The 17496-nt window shown below is 70.5% G+C and carries 19 protein-coding genes; 14 read left to right on the forward strand and 5 right to left on the reverse strand.

Annotation, left to right across the window (positions count from 1 at the left end):
- The first annotated feature begins 1 nt into the window (after nucleotide 1).
- The 3 genes from obgE to L6E10_RS28080 are packed head-to-tail and all read left to right on the forward strand — an operon-like array spanning nucleotide 2 to nucleotide 2992.
- Nucleotides 2–1453 (forward strand): GTPase ObgE, encoded by a 1452-nt coding sequence (gene obgE, locus L6E10_RS28070; protein ID WP_236222969.1) that lies wholly within the window; start codon nucleotides 2–4, stop codon nucleotides 1451–1453.
- A 3-nt stretch (nucleotides 1454–1456) separates the two neighbouring features.
- On the forward strand, nucleotides 1457–2584 hold the full coding sequence (gene proB, locus L6E10_RS28075) for a glutamate 5-kinase (protein ID WP_236222970.1): 1128 nt from the start codon (nucleotides 1457–1459) through the stop codon (nucleotides 2582–2584).
- A 9-nt stretch (nucleotides 2585–2593) separates the two neighbouring features.
- Nucleotides 2594–2992, forward strand: a complete 399-nt coding sequence (locus tag L6E10_RS28080) for a VOC family protein (RefSeq protein WP_090100102.1) — start codon at nucleotides 2594–2596, stop codon at nucleotides 2990–2992.
- On the opposite strand, the gene L6E10_RS28085 is transcribed toward L6E10_RS28080, so the two are convergent.
- Entirely contained in the window at nucleotides 2955–4220 is a 1266-nt protein-coding gene (locus tag L6E10_RS28085; protein ID WP_236222972.1) for an MFS transporter, read from the reverse strand. The genes L6E10_RS28080 and L6E10_RS28085 overlap by 38 nt on opposite strands.
- A 12-nt stretch (nucleotides 4221–4232) precedes the next feature.
- Nucleotides 4233–4817, reverse strand: coding sequence for an alpha/beta fold hydrolase (locus L6E10_RS28090; RefSeq protein WP_236222974.1), 585 nt, complete (start codon nucleotides 4815–4817; stop codon nucleotides 4233–4235).
- A gap of 53 nt (nucleotides 4818–4870) precedes the next feature.
- On the opposite strand from L6E10_RS28090, the gene L6E10_RS28095 reads away from it, so the two are divergent.
- Nucleotides 4871–5239, forward strand: a complete 369-nt coding sequence (locus L6E10_RS28095; protein WP_240011470.1) for a VOC family protein — start codon at nucleotides 4871–4873, stop codon at nucleotides 5237–5239.
- On the opposite strand, the gene L6E10_RS28100 is transcribed toward L6E10_RS28095, so the two are convergent.
- Nucleotides 5221–6120, reverse strand: a complete 900-nt coding sequence (locus L6E10_RS28100; RefSeq protein ID WP_236222977.1) for an AraC family transcriptional regulator — start codon at nucleotides 6118–6120, stop codon at nucleotides 5221–5223. The genes L6E10_RS28095 and L6E10_RS28100 overlap by 19 nt on opposite strands.
- 138 nt (nucleotides 6121–6258) lie before the next feature.
- On the opposite strand from L6E10_RS28100, the gene L6E10_RS28105 reads away from it, so the two are divergent.
- Entirely contained in the window at nucleotides 6259–6546 is a 288-nt protein-coding gene (locus L6E10_RS28105) for a DUF1772 domain-containing protein (RefSeq protein ID WP_236222979.1), read from the forward strand.
- Here the strand turns inward: L6E10_RS28105 and L6E10_RS28110 are convergent.
- Nucleotides 6524–7708, reverse strand: coding sequence for a cytochrome P450 (locus L6E10_RS28110; protein WP_236222981.1), 1185 nt, complete (start codon nucleotides 7706–7708; stop codon nucleotides 6524–6526). The two genes, L6E10_RS28105 and L6E10_RS28110, sit on opposite strands and share 23 nt — an antisense overlap.
- Nucleotides 7709–7862: 154 nt before the next feature.
- Entirely contained in the window at nucleotides 7863–9947 is a 2085-nt protein-coding gene (locus tag L6E10_RS28115) for a RecQ family ATP-dependent DNA helicase (RefSeq protein WP_236222983.1), read from the reverse strand.
- Nucleotides 9948–10010: 63 nt separating this feature from the next.
- On the opposite strand from L6E10_RS28115, the gene L6E10_RS28120 reads away from it, so the two are divergent.
- From L6E10_RS28120 to L6E10_RS28160, 9 genes are all read left to right on the forward strand, one after another.
- Nucleotides 10011–11276 (forward strand): glutamate-5-semialdehyde dehydrogenase, encoded by a 1266-nt coding sequence (locus tag L6E10_RS28120; protein WP_236222984.1) that lies wholly within the window; start codon nucleotides 10011–10013, stop codon nucleotides 11274–11276.
- A 16-nt stretch (nucleotides 11277–11292) separates the two neighbouring features.
- Entirely contained in the window at nucleotides 11293–12462 is a 1170-nt protein-coding gene (locus L6E10_RS28125) for a cytochrome P450 (protein ID WP_236222986.1), read from the forward strand.
- Between the two features lie 181 nt (nucleotides 12463–12643).
- Nucleotides 12644–13225, forward strand: coding sequence for a nicotinate-nucleotide adenylyltransferase (nadD, locus tag L6E10_RS28130; protein WP_236222988.1), 582 nt, complete (start codon nucleotides 12644–12646; stop codon nucleotides 13223–13225).
- 85 nt (nucleotides 13226–13310) lie between these two features.
- Entirely contained in the window at nucleotides 13311–13514 is a 204-nt protein-coding gene (locus tag L6E10_RS28135) for a cold-shock protein (protein WP_030468099.1), read from the forward strand.
- Between the two features lie 142 nt (nucleotides 13515–13656).
- On the forward strand, nucleotides 13657–14040 hold the full coding sequence (rsfS, locus tag L6E10_RS28140) for a ribosome silencing factor (RefSeq protein WP_236222990.1): 384 nt from the start codon (nucleotides 13657–13659) through the stop codon (nucleotides 14038–14040).
- Between the two features lie 8 nt (nucleotides 14041–14048).
- Nucleotides 14049–14654, forward strand: coding sequence for a histidine phosphatase family protein (locus tag L6E10_RS28145; RefSeq protein WP_236222992.1), 606 nt, complete (start codon nucleotides 14049–14051; stop codon nucleotides 14652–14654).
- Nucleotides 14651–15364: a diglucosylglycerate octanoyltransferase gene (octT, locus tag L6E10_RS28150; RefSeq protein ID WP_236222994.1), complete on the forward strand. Its 714-nt coding sequence runs from the start codon at nucleotides 14651–14653 to the stop codon at nucleotides 15362–15364. The genes L6E10_RS28145 and octT overlap by 4 nt, the downstream gene beginning before the upstream one ends.
- 20 nt (nucleotides 15365–15384) lie before the next feature.
- Entirely contained in the window at nucleotides 15385–16278 is an 894-nt protein-coding gene (locus L6E10_RS28155; RefSeq protein ID WP_236222995.1) for a DegV family protein, read from the forward strand.
- 87 nt (nucleotides 16279–16365) lie between these two features.
- A complete protein-coding gene (locus L6E10_RS28160; protein ID WP_236222997.1) occupies nucleotides 16366–17055 on the forward strand; it encodes a helix-hairpin-helix domain-containing protein in 690 nt (229 codons plus the stop codon).
- Nucleotides 17056–17496 lie beyond the last annotated feature (441 nt).

Raw genomic sequence — 17496 nt, forward strand, 5'->3', positions numbered from 1 at the left:
CGTGGCCCGCTTCGTAGACCGGGTGGTGATCCACGCTGCCGCCGGCAACGGGGGCAACGGTTGTGCTTCAGTGCACCGCGAGAAGTTCAAGCCGCTCGGCGGCCCGGACGGCGGCAACGGGGGCAAGGGCGGCGACGTCGTCCTCGTGGTCGACTCGCAGGTGCACACCCTGCTCGACTTCCACTTCCGCCCGCACGCTTCCGCCACCAGCGGCAAGGCCGGCGCCGGTGCGAACCGCGACGGCGCCAACGGCGAGGACCTGGTCCTGCGCGTCCCGGACGGCACCGTCGTGCTGACCGAGGACGGCGAGATCGTGGCCGACCTGGTCGGCGAGGGCACCACGCTCATCGCCGCCGCCGGTGGCCGTGGAGGCCTGGGCAACGCCTCGCTCGCGTCCAAGGCCCGCAAGGCCCCCGGTTTCGCGCTGCTCGGTGAGCCGGGCGAGACGCGCGACCTGGTGCTGGAGCTCAAGTCCGTCGCGGACGTCGGCCTGCTCGGCTTCCCGTCGGCCGGCAAGTCGTCGCTGATCTCCGTGCTCTCCGCCGCGAAGCCGAAGATCGCCGACTACCCGTTCACCACGCTGGTCCCGAACCTCGGCGTGATCACCGCGGGCGACACCATCTTCACGATGGCGGACGTTCCCGGCCTGATCCCCGGTGCGTCGCAGGGCAAGGGCCTCGGCCTCGACTTCCTGCGCCACATCGAGCGCACGGCCGTTCTCGCGCACGTCGTCGACTGCGCGACGTACGAGCCGGGCCGCGACCCGATCGCGGACATCGACGCGCTCGAGAGGGAACTGTCGGAGTACACCCCGGCGCTGGGCGGGAACTTCGAGGACCGCCCGCGCGTGGTGATCCTCAACAAGGTCGACATCCCGGACGCCCAAGACCTCGCCGACATCGTCCGCCCGGAGATCGAGGCCCGCGGCCTGCCGGTCTTCGAGGTGTCGACGGTGTCCCGCCAGGGTCTGCGCGAGCTGACGTTCAAACTGGCCGAGGTCGTGCGCGAGTACCGCGCCGCCCAGCCGAAGAAGGAGTCGACCCGAATCGTGCTGCGGCCGACCGCCGTAGACGACCAGGGCTTCACCGTGACCGAGGACCCCTCGGTCGAGGGTGGCTTCATCGTGAAGGGCGAACGCCCCGAGCGCTGGATCCGCCAGACCGACTTCTCCAACGACGAAGCCGTCGGTTACCTCGCGGACCGCCTGAACAGGCTGGGCGTCGAGGAGAAGCTCGTGAAGATGGGCGCCGTCCCCGGTTGCCAGGTCACCATCGGCGACCTGATCTTCGACTGGGAGCCGACCACCCCGGCGGGCATCGCGATGACGATGACCGGACGTGGCACGGACGCCCGCCTCGAGCGCAACGACCGCATCGGCGCCCACGAGCGCAAGGCCCTGAAGAAGGCCCGCCGCGCGCCCGGCGACTACGGCGACGACTTCGACGAGGAGTAACCCGTGACGGCCCCCGTGGTCTCACAAGCCCGGCAGGCGGTCGCCTCGGCGCACCGCATCGTGGTCAAGGTCGGGTCGTCCTCCCTGACCACGGCGGCAGGTGGCCTCGACCCGGCGCGTCTCGACGCGCTGGTCGACGCCCTCGCCGCGCGTTGCGCCGCGGGTAGCCAGGTCGTGCTCGTGTCCTCCGGTGCGATCGCGGCGGGCCTGGCGCCGTTGAAGATCTCCCGCCGCCCGCGCGACCTCGCCACCCAGCAGGCCGCGGCGAGCGTCGGGCAGCTCACGCTGGCGCACGCCTACGCCAACTCGTTCGGCCGCTACTCGCTGACCGTCGGCCAGGTCCTGCTGACCGCCGACGACGTGGTGCGGCGCGCCCACTACCGCAACGCCCAGCGGACGTTCGACCGGCTGCTGGCGCTGGGCGCGGTTCCGGTCGTGAACGAGAACGACACCGTCGCCACCGAAGAGATCCGCTTCGGCGACAACGACCGCCTCGCGGCACTGGTGGCCCACCTCGTCGGCGCGGACGCGTTGTTCCTGCTGTCCGACGTGGACGCGCTCTACTCGGGCGACCCGCGCAAGCCGGGTGCCGTCCGCATCTCCGAGGTGGCGTCGGCGTCCGATGTGGACGGTGTGCAGGCGGGTGCCGCGGGCGCGTCCGGTCTGGGCACCGGCGGCATGGCGTCCAAGCTCGCCGCCGCCCGCCTGGCGTCGTCCGCGGGCATCCCGGTCCTGCTGACCAGCGCCACGGAAGCCGGGCGCGCACTCACCACCGCGGACGTCGGCACGGCGTTCGCGGCCACGGGGTCGCGCCTCACCGCCCGCCGGTTCTGGCTCGGCTACGCCACGGACGCGAACGGCCGCCTGCACCTCGACGACGGCGCTGTCGCCGCGGTGGTCGGCCGGCGCCGGTCGCTGCTGGCGGCCGGCATCACGGGCGTGGACGGCGACTTCGAGGCGGGCGACGTCGTCGAGCTGGTCAGCCTCGCGGGCGAGGTCGTGGCCCGCGGTGTGGCCGGCTACGACTCGGCGGAGCTGCCGTCGTTGATCGGCCGCAAGACGCACGACCTGCCGGAGGAGCAACGGCGCGAGGTCGTCCATGCCGATGATTTGGTGCCGCTGCACCGCTAGGGTCGGGGCATGGCCCGGATGCACGACGTCGTCATCGACTGCGCCCATCCCGCGTCGCTCGCCCGGTTCTGGGCGCAGGCGCTCGACGACCACGAGATGGCGCCGTACGACGACGCCGAGCTGGCCCGTCTGAGCGCGATGGGGATCGACGACCCCGAGGACGACCCGTCGGTGCTGCTCGCCGGGTCGCCCCGGTTCTTCTTCAACCGCGTGCCGGAGCCGAAGACGGTCAAGAACCGCGTGCACGTCGACCTGTGGTGCGACGACGTCGAGGCCGAGGTGGCGCGGCTCGTCGCCCTGGGCGCGTCCGTGGTGAGCCGTGACGGCGTCTGGTTCGTGCTGGCCGATCCCGAGGGCAACGAGTTCTGCCTCAGCTCAACGGAACACCCCTTGTCTCCGGAAGGGTGAGCACCACCAGGAACGTGATGACGGCGGCGACGGCGACGTACCAGAAGAACACCGTCCCGCCGACGGCCTGGATGACCAGCGGTGCCGTGCCCCCGAACAGCGCGACCGTCAGGTTGTACCAGGCGCCGATGCCGAGCCCGCGCAGTTCGGTCGGGAACAGCTCGCTCATGATCGCGGGCGCGATCGACGTGATCGCCGTGTAGAGCCCCAGGCCCACGGCGAAGACGACCACGAGGTTCGCGAGGCCGGGTCCGACCAGCGTCGACAGCGGCACGACCAGCAACGCCATCGCCGCGGACCAGACGAGCATCTGCGGTTTGCGGCCGTAGCGGTCGGCCGTCCACCCCAGCGGGTACTGCAGCGCGATGAACACGACGGTGCCGATCGACAGTGCCAGGAACACGTCGATGTCGTCGGCACCCCGGGACTTCACCGCGTACGGCGTCAGCGCGCTGAAGAACGTGTAGAAGCTCAGCGTCGACAGCAGCGTGATGCCGATGAGCTGCCCGACGGCCTTCGGGTGTTCCCTGACGGTCGTGAGCAGCGGGTTGCGCAGGCTTTCGGCCTTCGCCCTGTTGTCCTCGAACTGCTCGGTCTCCTCGAGCTCGCGCCGCAGCCACAGCCCGACCAGTCCGAGCACGCCGCCGATCAGGAACGGCACGCGCCAGCCGTAGGAGGCCATCGCGGCCTTGTCGAGGTTGCGCGACAGGAAGAACCCGAGCAGCGACGCGATCAGCACCGCCGCGCCGGTCGAGATGTAGAAGAACGACGAGTACCGCCCGCGGTGGGAGGCGGGCGCGATCTCCGCGAGGTACGCCGAGGCGTTCGACACCTCACCGCCGAGCGCCATGCCCTGCGCGATGCGGGCGAGCACCAGCAGCGCCGGGGAGAGCCACCCGACCTGCTCGAACGTGGGCAGCAGGCCGATCACGACCGAGCCGCCGGACATCAGCACGATCGTCAGCAGCATCGCGGTGCGGCGGCCCTGGAGGTCCGCGAACCGGCCGAGCAGGTAACCGCCGAGCGGGCGGAAGAAGAAGGCCAGGGCGAACGTGGCGAACGTGCTCAGCAGCGCCGCGGCCTCGTTGCCGGAGGGGAAGATCTGGGTGGCGAAGTAGATGCTGAACGCCGTGTAGATGCCCCAGTCGTACCACTCGACGGCGTTGCCGGCGCTGGACGCGACGAGCGTGCGTACGGGCAGTCGGTGCTTCTCCGATGTAACCGCCATGCAGTCAGCCAATCACATACGGCGACGAATCGGTGCGTATGTCTTGACCGGGTCGTTGGACAGGAAGTCGATGATCATCGCGTTGCACAGCGCGGGTTTCTCGTGCAGCAGCCCGTGTGACGTGCCCGGGACGACCGCCAGTTCGGCGTTCGGCAGCGCCCGGTACATGGCCGTGGCGTGCTCCAGCGTGACTTCGTCGTCGTCGCCGATCATGACCAGTGTGCGGTTCGGCAGTTTCCCGAGATCTGTTCCGGTCAGCGCGGGCGAACGGCGGTGCATCGGCGTCAGCTCCGTGGCCGGGTCCCAGCCGTTGTGGTGGTAGACGCCACACACGACCACAAGCCGTCGCACGAGATCAGGTCGGAGCACGGCGGTGAGAAGCGCGATCGTGGCGCCGTCGCTGCAGCCGAGCAGGTGAGCCGGCCCGGTGCGGTCGAGGAACTCGACGGTCTCGAGCGCCATCTCCGCGTGGTCCTGAGTGGCCTGGTTCGTCCGGTGTGGTGCGTGCAGGGCGAAATCGGCGAGAGCGTCGAACTGCGGTCCGAACGCGGACGGGTCCGCGCCGCCGGGGTGCAGGAGCACGAGTGAGTCAGCCATGTGCGGGTAGACCTCTCTCGTCGTCGATACTCGTCGCCGTGCGATCTATTGGGTTGGTGACGCTGGTGGTCCGCGACTACGACGAGGCGATCCGCTTCTACGTGGAAGGGCTCGGGTTCATGCTGGTCGAGGACATTCCGCAGGGCGACAAGCGCTGGGTCGTGGTGTCGGCGGGGGAGGGGACGTCCTTGCTGCTGGCCCGGGCTGGCACAGGGCAGCAGCAGGCACGGGTGGGCGACCAGACCGGTGGCCGCGTCGGGTTCTTCCTGAACACCGACGACTTCGACCGCGACCACGCCCGCATGACCGCGTACGGCGTGCACTTCCGGGAGGAGCCGCGCGACGAGGTCTACGGTCGGGTGGCCGTGTTCGAGGACCTCTACGGCAACCGCTGGGACCTGCTTCAGCCCGCCCGCGCCTGACCCGGCGACACCCCGACGATCCGCTTGAACGCCCGGCTGAACGCCGCCTCCGACTCGTAACCGAGACCGCGGGCGATCTCGCTGACGGTGCTGTCGCGGTCTTTGAGGCGGTTCATCGCCACGTGCATGCGCCACCGCGTGACGTACCGCATGGCCGGTTCACCGACGAGCTCGGTGAACCGCGCCGCGAACGCCGACCGCGACATGGCCGTCCGGTGCGCGAGGCGTTCGACGGTCCACGGCTGGGCGGGGTCGCGGTGGATCAGCGCGAGTGCCTGCCCGATCTGCTGGTCCTGCAACGCTCCCAGCCACCCGGTGCGCGCGGCCGGGTCGGTGGCGAGCCACGAGCGGATCGTCTGGATCACCAGGACGTCCGCGAGCCGGGTGATGACCGCCTCGCCGCCGGGCCGCACGGCCTTCGCCTCGGCGGCCATGAGATCGATCGTGGCGCGCATGTCGTCGGCCTGCCGCACGTGGAGCACGTTCGGCAGGACGGTGACGAGGTGCTTGGCGGCCGGGTGGTCGAAGCGGACCGCGCCGCACACGAGGTGCGTCACCGCGCCGCCGCCACCGTGGCGCAGGACCGCGTAGTTCTCGGTCTCGAACTCGTGCGGCAGCGTCGTGACGACCGGCGACTCCGCCTCGCCGTGGAACAGCCGGTGACGCTGCCCGCCGGGGACGAGCAGCACGTCGCCGGGTTCGAGCGGGATGACCCGGCCGTCCACCTCGACGTCGCACCGGCCGCTGGTCAGCACGTGGAACCACAGGCAGTCCGCCATGTCGGGCATCGTCGCGCCCCACGGCGCGGTGAGCTCGTTGCGGCAGTAGAAAGTGCCGGACATCCTCAACAGGTGCAGCGCTTCGCCCAGTGCGTCCGTCATGTCGTTGATTCTGGACGAACGAGCAAGCCTGCGCGATGAATTGTCATTGAGAGTCCGACGCTGCCGGGACAGAGTTACCGGCATGGGGAAAGTCACGCTGATCACGGTCACCGCCACCGGCCTGATGGCCGCGCCGCCATGCGGCGGATCAACGCCCGCATCCAGAACCCGGCGTTCCTGCTGCTGTTCGTCGGCACCCTGGTCCTGTGCGCCGTCGAGGTGTTCCAGGGCCGGATCGTCGGTGGCCTGCTCTACGTCGTCGGCTGCTTCCTGGTGACAGTCGTCGTCAACGTGCCGATGAACAACCGTCTCGAACAGACCGACGACGCCTACTGGCCCGCGTACCTGCGGCGGTGGACGCTCTGGAACCACCTGCGCACCGTCGCCTGCACCGCCTCGGCCGTCACCCTGCTGCTCGGACTCTGAGGCCCCGCTTGGGACGCATCGCGGCAACACTGGTCGGCGTGATGCGCTGGGGGAGCAGCTCCGGCTTCGGCCTCTGCAGCAACGCCTTCAGCATCACCGTGAGCGAGGTGGTGGCGAGCCCGGCGCCGATGCACCGGTGCGGGCCGCCGCCGAACGGCAGGAACTCGTGCGGCGCCGGCTTGGTCTGCCAGCGATCGGGGTCGAACCGCAACGGATCCCGATAGATCTCTTCGAGCCGATGCGTGACGTACGGGCTGTACAACAGGAACGCGCCCTGCTTGATCTTCTTCCCGGCGAACTCGAACGGCTGCGCCGCCACCCTTGCCGACACCACCGCCGGTGGGTACAGCCGGAGCGTCTCGTTGACGACGTTGGCCAGGTAGTCGTCGTCTTCCTGCGCACGCTCCCAGACTCCGTTGTGCCGCAACAGGTTGAACACCGCCCACGCCATAGCGGCACTGGTCGTCTCGTATCCGGCCGCGATCAGCGTGACGACCTGGTCGCGGACCTCCAGATCGCTCAACCCGTCGCCCTGCACGAGAGAGGTGAGCACGTCTCCGGCCGTCCCGCCCTGACGTGTCTCCTCGATCGCCTGGTACACCCGTGCGTCCACGGCCCTGCGCGCCCGCATCGCGTCACGCCAGGCCGGCGCCTTCGTCCGCCGGAGCACCGTCACGACAGCGGGGTTGCGGTCGACCAGGTTGATCAGCACCTGCAGGTGCGCCCCGAAGAAGTCCGAGTCCCGCGCCAGTTCCTCGCCGAACAACGCGTGGATCGTGCTGCGCCGGACCGCCCGCCGGAACTCCTGGTAGACGTCGACCACGTCGCCGGGCCGCCACGAGTCGAGCACGGCCTCGGCGTTGGCCCGCACGACCGGCACATGACCGGCGATCTGCCGATGCGCCAACGCGGGCTGCACGAACCTGCGCCGCCGCTTGTGGTCCTCGCCGTCGCTCACGATCAGCGACGTGGGCCCGTCCACCGGCACCAGCGACTGGAACGCCCGCTCCACCTCGAACAGCTCGGAGTGCGCGAACACGAACCGGTTCGCCTCGGCCCCGAGGAGGTAGGTGTACGGACCCATCCGCACGACCGGCCCGAACCTCCGGTGCAGACCGGCGAGGAGGTCGGCCTGCCGGAACCGCACGACTTCCGCAGTCATGCCGAGGACAGTGCCACAACGCCAGGCCGCGTCGGTGCGCAACCGCCGGTCCCAGCCACGGGATCACGGTGGACAGCCGCGGGTGCTCCTGTCACGGCTCCGGGGTCGCACGGGCGGGAGCTTCCCGCCCGCCTCCGGTCAGGACGAGCCGGACTCAGTTCGTCACCGCCAGCGCGAACGGCAGCACGGCGGACACCCCCTCCTTCCTGAGCGCCCGAGCCGCGACCGTCATCGTCCACCCGGTGTCGATGTGGTCGTCCACCAGCAGAACCGGACCGTCCACACCGGACACGTCAGGCGTCTCGCCCGCCCGCACGAGCCCGGCCAGCCGCTGGGCGCTGTTGGCCCGGTGCGTCGACTCGCCGAGCCACACGGTGCCCAGGAACGGCAGCCGGCCGATCTCCGCGATCCTCCGCCCGAAGCTGCCGACCAGCTGCGGTCGCCTGCGCGAGCCGACCGCGACCACGCCGACCGGCCGTTCGTCCCAGCCCCACGCCGTCAGCACCTTCACGCACGCCGCGAACACGTCGTCCGGGATCTCGCGGTCGTTCCCGTCGGCCAGCAGGTCGCGCAACCGGTTGCCCCAGCCGATGTCGGTGAGCCGGCCGAGCGCCCTGCCCGTGGCCGCCACCTCGGTCGCGGGGATCTTGCCGGACAGCGGAACGCCGATCGCGTTCATGCCCGTCGGCCACATCTTGCGCGGCGCCACGTCCAGGCCGGGACGCAGCAACCGTTCACGAGCCGCGCTCGCCGCCGTGTCCGACACCTCGACCGACAGCCGCTCGCCGGTGCAGTTGTCGCAACGCCCGCACTCGTGCGAGGTCGGGTCGTCGAGCTGGTCCTGCAGGAACTTCATCCGGCACGAGCCGGTCCGCAGGTAGTCGATCATCACCTGCTGCTCGGCCCTGCGCGCCTCGGCGATGCGCGCGTACCGCTCGCCGTCGTACTCCCACGGCCGACCGGTCGACTCCCAGCCCCCGCGCACGCGCCGGACCGCGCCGTCGACGTCGAGGACCTTCAGCACCACCTCGAGCCGGCCGCGCGACAGCTCGACCACCGGCTCCAGCGCCGCCGTCGAGAGCGGCCTGCCGGCACCGTCGAGAGCCGACAGCACCTGGCGCACCACGACCTCCGGCGGGAACGCCAGCGACGCGAAGTACGCCCAGATGTCGCGGTCCTCGTGACCCGGCAGCAGAACCACCTCGGCCCGCTCGACACCGCGGCCCGCCCGGCCGATCTGCTGGTAGTAGGCGATCGGGGACGACGGGGCGCCGACGTGCACGACGAACCCCAGGTCCGGCTTGTCGAACCCCATGCCGAGCGCCGAGGTGGCCACGAGCGCCTTGACCCGGTTCTCGAGCAGGTCCTGCTCGGCCCGCTCCCGCTCGGCCGGCTCGGTCTTGCCCGAGTACGCCGCCACCGCGAACCCGCGCGAGGCGAGGAACGCCGCGATGTCGTCCGCCGCCGCCACGGTCAGCGTGTAGATGATCCCGGAACCGGGCATGCGGTCGAGCTGCTCCGCCAGCCACCCGAGCCGTGACTCCGCGGTCGGCAGCAGCGCGACCGACAGGCGCAGGCTGTCCCGGTCGAGCGGCCCGCGCAGCACCAGCGTGCCCTCGTCGGCGCCGAGCCCCAGCTGCTCGGTGACGTCGTGGACCACCCTGTTGTTGGCCGTCGCCGTGGTCGCGAGCACCGGCACCCCCGGCGGCAGCTCCGTCAGCAACGTCCGCAGCCGGCGGTAGTCGGGCCGGAAGTCGTGCCCCCAGTCCGAGATGCAGTGCGCCTCGTCGACGACGAGCATGCCCGCGGACGCCGTCAACGACGGCAGCACCGAATCGCGGAAGTCAGGGTTGTTCAGGCGTTCCGGGCTCACCAGCAGCACGTCGACCTCGCCCGCGGCGACCTGCTCCTGCACGGCGTCCCACTCGTCGGTGTTCGCCGAGTTGATCGTCACCGCGTGCACACCGGCCCTCGCCGCGGCGTCGATCTGGTTGCGCATCAACGCGAGCAACGGCGACACGATGACCGTGGGCCCCTCACCGAGCTGGCGCAGCAGCGCCGTCGCGATGAAGTACACCGCCGACTTGCCCCAGCCGGTGCGCTGGACGACGAGAGCTCTGCGGCGCTGCGCCACGAGGGTGTGGATCGCCGTCCACTGGTCCTCGCGCAGCACGGCGTCCGGGCCCGCCAGTGCCCGCAGCCGTTCCTCCGCCAGTTCTCGCAACGCCATGTCGTCCATGGGGAGCAAGCTTGCCAGGCCACTCTGACAATTGTGATTGTCGCAGGTCGTAAGCTGTGCAGCGTGACTGATGACCTGCGCGACCAGGTACACGCAGCAGCTCGCCGCGCCCGCGTCGCCGCCGACGAACTCGTCCTCGCCACCCGCGAGCGCAAGGACACCGCGCTCCTGGAGATGGCCGCCGCGCTCCGCAAGCGCACGCCGGAGATCCTCGAGGCCAACCGGAAGGACCTCGACGCGGGCAGGGCAGCGGGTCTCCCGGACAACATCCTCGACCGCCTCGCCCTCACCGAGGCGCGCGTCGACGGCGTCGCCACCGGCCTGGAGACCGTGGCGGGCCTGCCGGACCCGGTCGGTCAGGTGATCACCGGCGGCATCCTCCCGAACGGCCTCGAGCTCAAGCAGGTCCGCGTCCCGATGGGCGTCGTCGGCATGGTCTACGAAGGCCGCCCGAACGTCACGGTCGACGCCGCCGGCCTCGCGCTGAAGTCGGGCAACGCCGCCCTGCTGCGCGGTTCCTCGACCGCCGAGAACTCCAACACCACACTCGTCGGCGTCCTGCGCGATGCACTCGAAAGCGTGAACCTGCCGGCTGACTCGGTGCAGCTGCTGCCGTGCCACGACCGCGCGTCCGTCACCCACCTCATCACCGCGCGCGGCCTGGTCGACCTGGTCATCCCGCGCGGCGGCTCCGGCCTGATCAACGCCGTCGTCGAGCAGGCGACCGTTCCCACGATCGAGACCGGCGTCGGCAACTGCCACGTCTACGTCGACGCGCACGCCGACCTCGACATGGCCGAGTCGATCGTCCTCAACGCCAAGACGCGCCGCACGAGCGTGTGCAACGCCGCCGAGTCCCTCCTGGTGCACAAGGACGTGGCGGACGAGTTCGTCCCGCGCATCACCAAGGCGCTGCAGCAGGAGAGCGTCACGATCCACGGCGACGAGCAGTTCGCCCGGCAGCCCGACGTCCTCGGCGCGACCGACGACGACTGGGGCACCGAGTACCTCAGCCTCGACATCGCCGCGAAGGTCGTCGACTCGCTCGACGAGGCCGTGCGGCACATCGCGACGTACGGCTCGGGTCACAGCGAGGCCATCGTCACGAGCGACGTGGTGGCGGCACGCAGGTTCACGGCCCGTGTGGACGCGGCGGCGGTGTTCGTGAACGCCTCCACGGCCTTCACCGACGGCGCGGAGTTCGGCATGGGCGCGGAGATCGGCATCTCCACGCAGAAGCTGCACGCCCGCGGTCCGATGGGCCTGACGGAGCTGACGTCCTCTAAATGGGTCGTGTGGGGCGAAGGGCACACGCGCCCGAAGGCGTAGCTCTAGCTTCGGAGCCATGGCTCCCACCTACCCGTTCTCCGAACCCGACGGCCTGACCCTCGATCCGACGTATGAACGGCTACGGCGTGACGAGCCCGTCTCGCGTGTGACGTTCCCCTACGGCGGCGAGGGCTGGCTCGTCACGTCCTACGAAGAGACGAAGTTCGTCCTCGGCGATCCTCGGTTCAGCCGCGCGCGGACCGTCAACCGGGACGTGCCGAGGATGCAGCCGCTCATCGCACCGGGCGAATCGATCCTCACGCACGACGGCGCGGACCACGCGCGCATGCGCCGCTTGGTGTCGAAGGCGTTCACGGTCCGCCGGGTCGAGGAGTTGCGGCCGCGCGCCCAGCAGATCACCCGCGAGCTGCTCGACCGCCTGGACAACCCCGGCGACCTGGTCGAGGGCTTCACCATGCCGTTCCCGATCACCATCATCTGCGAGCTGCTCGGGGTGCCGTTCGAGGACCGCGACGACTTCCGCACGTGGTCGAACCAGGTCCTGTCCACAGTCGGCGGGTACACGCCCGAAGAGGCGATGCACGGCTTGATGAAGCTGCACGCCTACTTCACCCAACTGGTTGCCACACGTCGCGCACACCCCACGGACGACCTGATGGGCGCGCTCGTCGCCGCACGGGACAACGACGACAGGCTGAGCGAGGACGAACTCGTCCGTTTCGGCATCACGCTGCTCGTGGCGGGACACGAGACGACGGCGAACATGCTCGCGAACAGCGTCATCACGCTGTTGGACCATCCGGACGCCATGAAGAGCCTCCGCGAACACCCCGAGAAGCTGCCGAACGCCGTCGAGGAACTGCTGCGGTTCATCCCGCTGGGCAGCGGCGCCGGCTTCACCCGCATCGCCACCGAGGACGTCCGGATCGGCAACGCGCTGGTGAAGGAGGGCGACGCCGTGCTGGTGGTCGTGTCGTCGGCGAACCACGACGAGTCGGTCTACCCGGACGGCGCCGAACTGGACCTGGAGCGCGAGGTCGGCCAGCACCTGCAGTTCGGGCACGGCATCCACTTCTGCCTCGGTTCGCAGCTCGCCAGGATGGAACTGCAGGTGGCACTGGACGCGCTGCTGCGCCGGATGCCCGGCCTGCGGCTCGAAGAACCCGCCGAGTTCCGCAAGGGTTCGCTGGTCAGAGGACCGATGAAGCTCGTCGTCGCGTGGTGAGAAAAATCTTGGGCTGACCGCGTCATGGGGGAGCGGCCCGTGCGTTCCTCCAGTGCGCGCGGCTCTGCTTCGGGGTGGGCCGCGACCCGCACGGCCCGTCCTCCCCCTGGGCCGTGCGGTGTGATCAGCACGACCGGCGCCGGGCCACGGGAGCAGCTCGGCGCCGGTCTACGCTGTCTCGATGCGCATCGGCGTCATGGGTGGCACGTTCGACCCCATCCACCACGGTCACCTCGTCGCCGCCAGTGAGGTGCAGGACAGGTTCGACCTGGACCGCGTGATCTTCGTCCCGACGGGTCAGCCCTGGCAGAAGGCGTCGCGGGAGGTCTCGCCCGCCGAAGACCGGTACCTGATGACGGTCATCGCCACGGCGTCCAACCCCCGGTTCTCGGTCAGCAGGGTCGACATCGACCGCGAGGGCCCCACGTACACCGTGGACACGCTCACGGACCTCAGGAAGCAGTACCCGGACGCCGAGCTGTTCTTCATCACCGGTGCCGACGCGCTGGAGCAGATCCTGTCGTGGAAGCGCGCCGCGGACGCGTTCGAGCTCGCCCACTTCATCGGAGTCACCCGCCCGGGTTACACGCTGAACGACCGGCACCTGCCGCCCGGTTCGGTGTCGCTCGTCGAGATCCCGGCCATGGCGATCTCCTCCACCGGGTGCCGCGACCGGACCGCTTCGGGCCAGCCCGTCTGGTACCTCGTTCCGGACGGGGTGGTCCAGTACATCGCCAAAACGGGCCTGTACTCCGAGTCGTGACCACGTTCGAGTGGATTTTGCGTGCATTGGAGGGCGCGGGGAGCAACAATCAGCGGGTTGTTGCTGGTTCGTGGAAGGCAAGACTTTGGCTACAGGCACCGTGAAGTGGTTCAACGCCGAAAAGGGCTTCGGGTTCATCGCGCCCGACGACGGCTCGGCAGACGTCTTCGTGCACTACTCGGAGATCCAGTCCAAGGGTTTCCGCTCGCTCGAGGAGAACCAGAAGGTCGAGTTCGAGGTCGGCCAGGGCCAGAAGGGGCCGCAGGCCCAGCAGGTCCGCCCGCTCTAAGCTTCGGCGCAGGTGAAGGCCACCTCAGGGCGCTGAGGTGGCCTTCGTCATGCCTGGGCGTGAAGTACCGGTTTGGCGCTCGCCGGTACCCTCAGTAACTCGTGTGGGCGTATCGACGCCCGCCGGAAGTCAGAGGAGTGACGTGGCAGCCACCGACGAGGCACGACGGCTGGCGCTGGTCGCGGCGAACGCAGCGGCCGACAAGAAGGCGCACGACGTGACGGTGCTCGACGTCTCCGACCAGCTCGTGATCACGGATGTGTTCGTGATCGCGTCCGCTCCCAACGAGCGGCAGGTCGGCGCGATCGTCGACAACATCGAGGAGAAGCTGCGGGAGGCCGGCAAGAAGCCGGTGCGCCGCGAAGGGGCCCGCGAGGGCCGATGGGTCCTGCTGGACTTCGTGGACCTCGTGGTGCACGTGCAGCACACGGAGGAGCGCAGCTTCTACGGCCTGGAGCGGCTGTGGAAGGACTGCCCGCGGATCGAGTTCGAAGCGGACGTCCCCGCCGAGTCCACGGCTGAATGAGGTAGCTGATGGCCCTGAGCCGGCTCGTGCTGTGGCGGCACGGTGAGACCGACTACAACGCGACAGGTCGCCTGCAGGGTCATCTGGACTCGGCGCTCACCGAGACCGGCTTGAACCAGGCCCGCTTCGCCGTCCCGGTGCTCGCCGGGTTCGAACCGGAGATCGTGGTCGCCTCCGACCTGCAGCGCGCGCGTGACACGGCACGGGTGTTCACCACGTCCGCGGACGTGCCGCTGCGCATCGACGAGCGGCTGCGCGAGACCCATCTCGGCAAGTGGCAGGGCCTGACGACCGCCGAGGTGGAGCAGGAGTGGCCGGGCGCCGTCACCGTGTGGCGCACGGACCCGACCTACACGCCGCCGGACGGCGAGTCGCGCGTCGAGGTCGCCGAACGGGCCATCAAGGTCGTGCACGAGGTCGACGCGGAGTTCTCCGAGACGGTCCTGCTGTGCGCGCACGGGGGCCTGATCAGCGCTTTGACCGGCCGGCTGCTCGACCTGCCGGTGGAGAGCTGGTCCCAGCTCGGCGGGATCTCGAACTGCCACTGGACCGTGTTCACACGCCGCAACGACCGGTGGCGGCTGTCGTCGTACAACGCGGGCACCACGCGTTGAGACTGCTGGTCCTCGGCGACTCGCTGTCGTTCTTCGGGCCGTCCGGACCGCTGCCCGCCGATCACCCGAGGCTGTGGCACAACATCTGCGCCTCGGCCCTGGGTGGTTCCGCGGAGCTGGCGGCCGGGTTCGGGTGGACGGCGCGGGACGCCTGGTGGGCGTTGACCGGGGATCCCCGCATCTGGTCGTTGCTGCCTCGCACGGACGTGCTGGTGTTCGCGGTGGGCAGCATGGACACGCTGCCTTCGCCGTTGCCCACGTATCTGCGCGAGGGGCTGCGTTATGTGCGGCCCGATTGGCTACGGCGTTGGGTTCGTGCGCGCTATCAGGACGTTCAACCTCGGTTGGCGCCCTATACGCGCGCGTCTCTGCCTCCCGCGCTGACGGCGCGGTACCTGCGGGACATGCTGCAGTCGGTCCGCAACCTCCAGTACACGATGCCGGCGGTCGGGATCGTGCCTTCGGTCCACCGCGCGCCTACGTACGCGTTCGCGCATCAGGGGCACGCGGCTGCGGTGACCGCCGTGCGCGGGTGGGCCGCGGGCGCGGGAGTGCCGTTGCTGGACCTGCCCGCAGTGATCGGGGAGCACGTGCGCTCCGGTGCCGGGAACCCGGACGGGATGCACTGGGGCTGGGAGGGGCACGAGCTCGTGGGCGAGGCGATGGCGGCCCTGATCTCCTCCGTGGCGTTGAGTCGCTCGGAGGAGTGAGCCCCGTAGGCTCGTCGCTCGTGCGCATCTCCATCGTCACCGACTCGACGGCATACCTGCCCGAGGGGTTCGCGAAGCGCCATGCGATCACCGTGGTGCCGCTGCACGTGGCGGTGGACGGCGCCGGACGCCTCGACGGCGTCGACTTCGGGCCGTCCGAGCTGGCCGGCGCCCTCGCCGAGCACCGCAGGGTGACGACGTCGCGTCCCACACCTGGCGAGATGGCCGACGTCTACCGAGAGGTGCTCTCGTCGTCGGACGCGGTCGTGTCCCTGCACCTCTCCCGTGAGTTGTCCGGGACGTGGGAGGCCGCACGGCTGGCAGCGGAGGAGGTCGATCCCGCCCGCATCCGAGTGGTCGACTCGCGGTCGACGGGCATGGGGCTCGGGTTCGCGGTGCTGCGCGCGTGCGCCGCGGTCTCGGCCGGTCGTTCGCACTCCGAGGTCGAGGAGGCCGCGAGCTCCGTCGCCGAGCAGGTGCGGATGTTCTTCTGCCTCGAGACGCTGGACCACCTGCGCCGGGGTGGGCGGATCGGCACGGCGGCGGCCCTGGTGGGCACCGCGCTGGCGGTGAAACCCCTGCTGCACATGGACGACGGCCGGATCGTGCCGCTGGAGAAGGTGCGCACGATGAGCCGTGCGGTGGGACGCCTGGTCGACCTGGCGGCGGCCGCGGCGGGCGACGGCCCCGTCGGACTGGCGGTGCACCACCTCGCCGCACCCGAACGCGCCGCGGAACTGGCCACGCGCCTGGACGAACGGCTGCCGGGCTCCACGGGATGCGTGATCTCCGAGGTCGGCGCGGTGATCGGCGCGCACACGGGACCGGGCGTGCTGGGCGTCGTGGTGCTGCCGGGAGGACCGGACAGCATCCCACAGACCCCCGACAATTCCCCGTCCCAGACGCCCGAGTGATCGCGACCTGTCCACAACCCGCGAGTAGTCCACAGCTTCGGAGCTCACCCCACCTCCCCACCCACCCCGCTCCGTAACGTCGCTCGCATGCTCCCCCGCTCCCACCCGGACACCCTTCCGCACGAACGCCTGGCCGCCCTGGCGGACAAGGTGAGAGCCGACCCGACCCTCGTCTTCACGAAGTCGGAGGACTCGGACGAACACGGCCCGCCGCGCCGCCGCTTCCGTCTGCCCCGCCTCCCGCGCCGCGGCCTGCTGGCCCTCGGTGTGGCGGTGGCGTGCACCGTCATCGGCCTGGGCAGCTGGTGGCAGAGCCCCGCCGCCGAACAAGCCCCGGACCTGGCCCTGGTGAGCACCTCCGCGCCGGCCCCGGAACTGGTCGTCAACGTGATCGGCGAGGTCGCCACCCCGGGCCTCGTGACGGTGACGAGCGGCGCCAGGGTGGCCGACGCCCTCCGCCTGGCAGGCGGCATCAAGCCGGGCACCGACCTCCACCACCTGAACCTGGCCCGCAAGCTCGCCGACGGCGAACAGATCGCGGTGGGCATCCCGCCACCGGCGCCGCCCCAGCCCGGTGGCGCCCAGTCGAAGCTGAACCTGAACTCCGCGACGGCCACCGAACTGGACACCCTGCCCGGGGTGGGCCCGGTGACGGCCCAACGCATCGTCGACCACCGAACCCGCAAGGGCCCGTTCGCCTCCGTGGACCAACTCCGCGAGGTGGAGGGCATCGGCGACTCGAAGCTGGCCAAGCTCGCCGAACTGGTCCACACATGAGCCTCACCCGCACGGCCCTGGCGCTCTACCACCGCACCAAAGCCCAGTTCCACCACCTGACGCGCCCAGCCTCCGGCAAGCCGACCACAACCACCTCCTACACCCCCTGACCTCGCGTCTCCCCTCCACCGCACAGGCTTCACCGCCTCATCGCGCACCCCACCCAGCCGCCGCCGTCCCGGCGCGCTGACCACCGCCGTGCGCCACCTCCTGGCGATCGCCTTCCGACCGCCACCACCCAGCCCAGCGCCACCCGGCCCAGCGCCACCCAGCTCCAGCCGCACCGGCGCCACCAAGCCCGGCGCCGCTCAGCCCACCCCCAGCCGTAGCGGTGCCGCCGAACCCGATGCCGTCCGGCTCAGTCCCGCCCGGCCAGTCCCGCCCGGCCAGTCCCGCCCAGCCAGTCCCGCCCAGCCAGTCCCGCCCAGCCAAGTGCAGCCG

Origin of the sequence: Lentzea sp. CC55, from assembly GCF_021056325.1 — a bacterium.
GTDB classification, from domain to species: domain Bacteria; phylum Actinomycetota; class Actinomycetes; order Mycobacteriales; family Pseudonocardiaceae; genus Lentzea; species Lentzea jiangxiensis.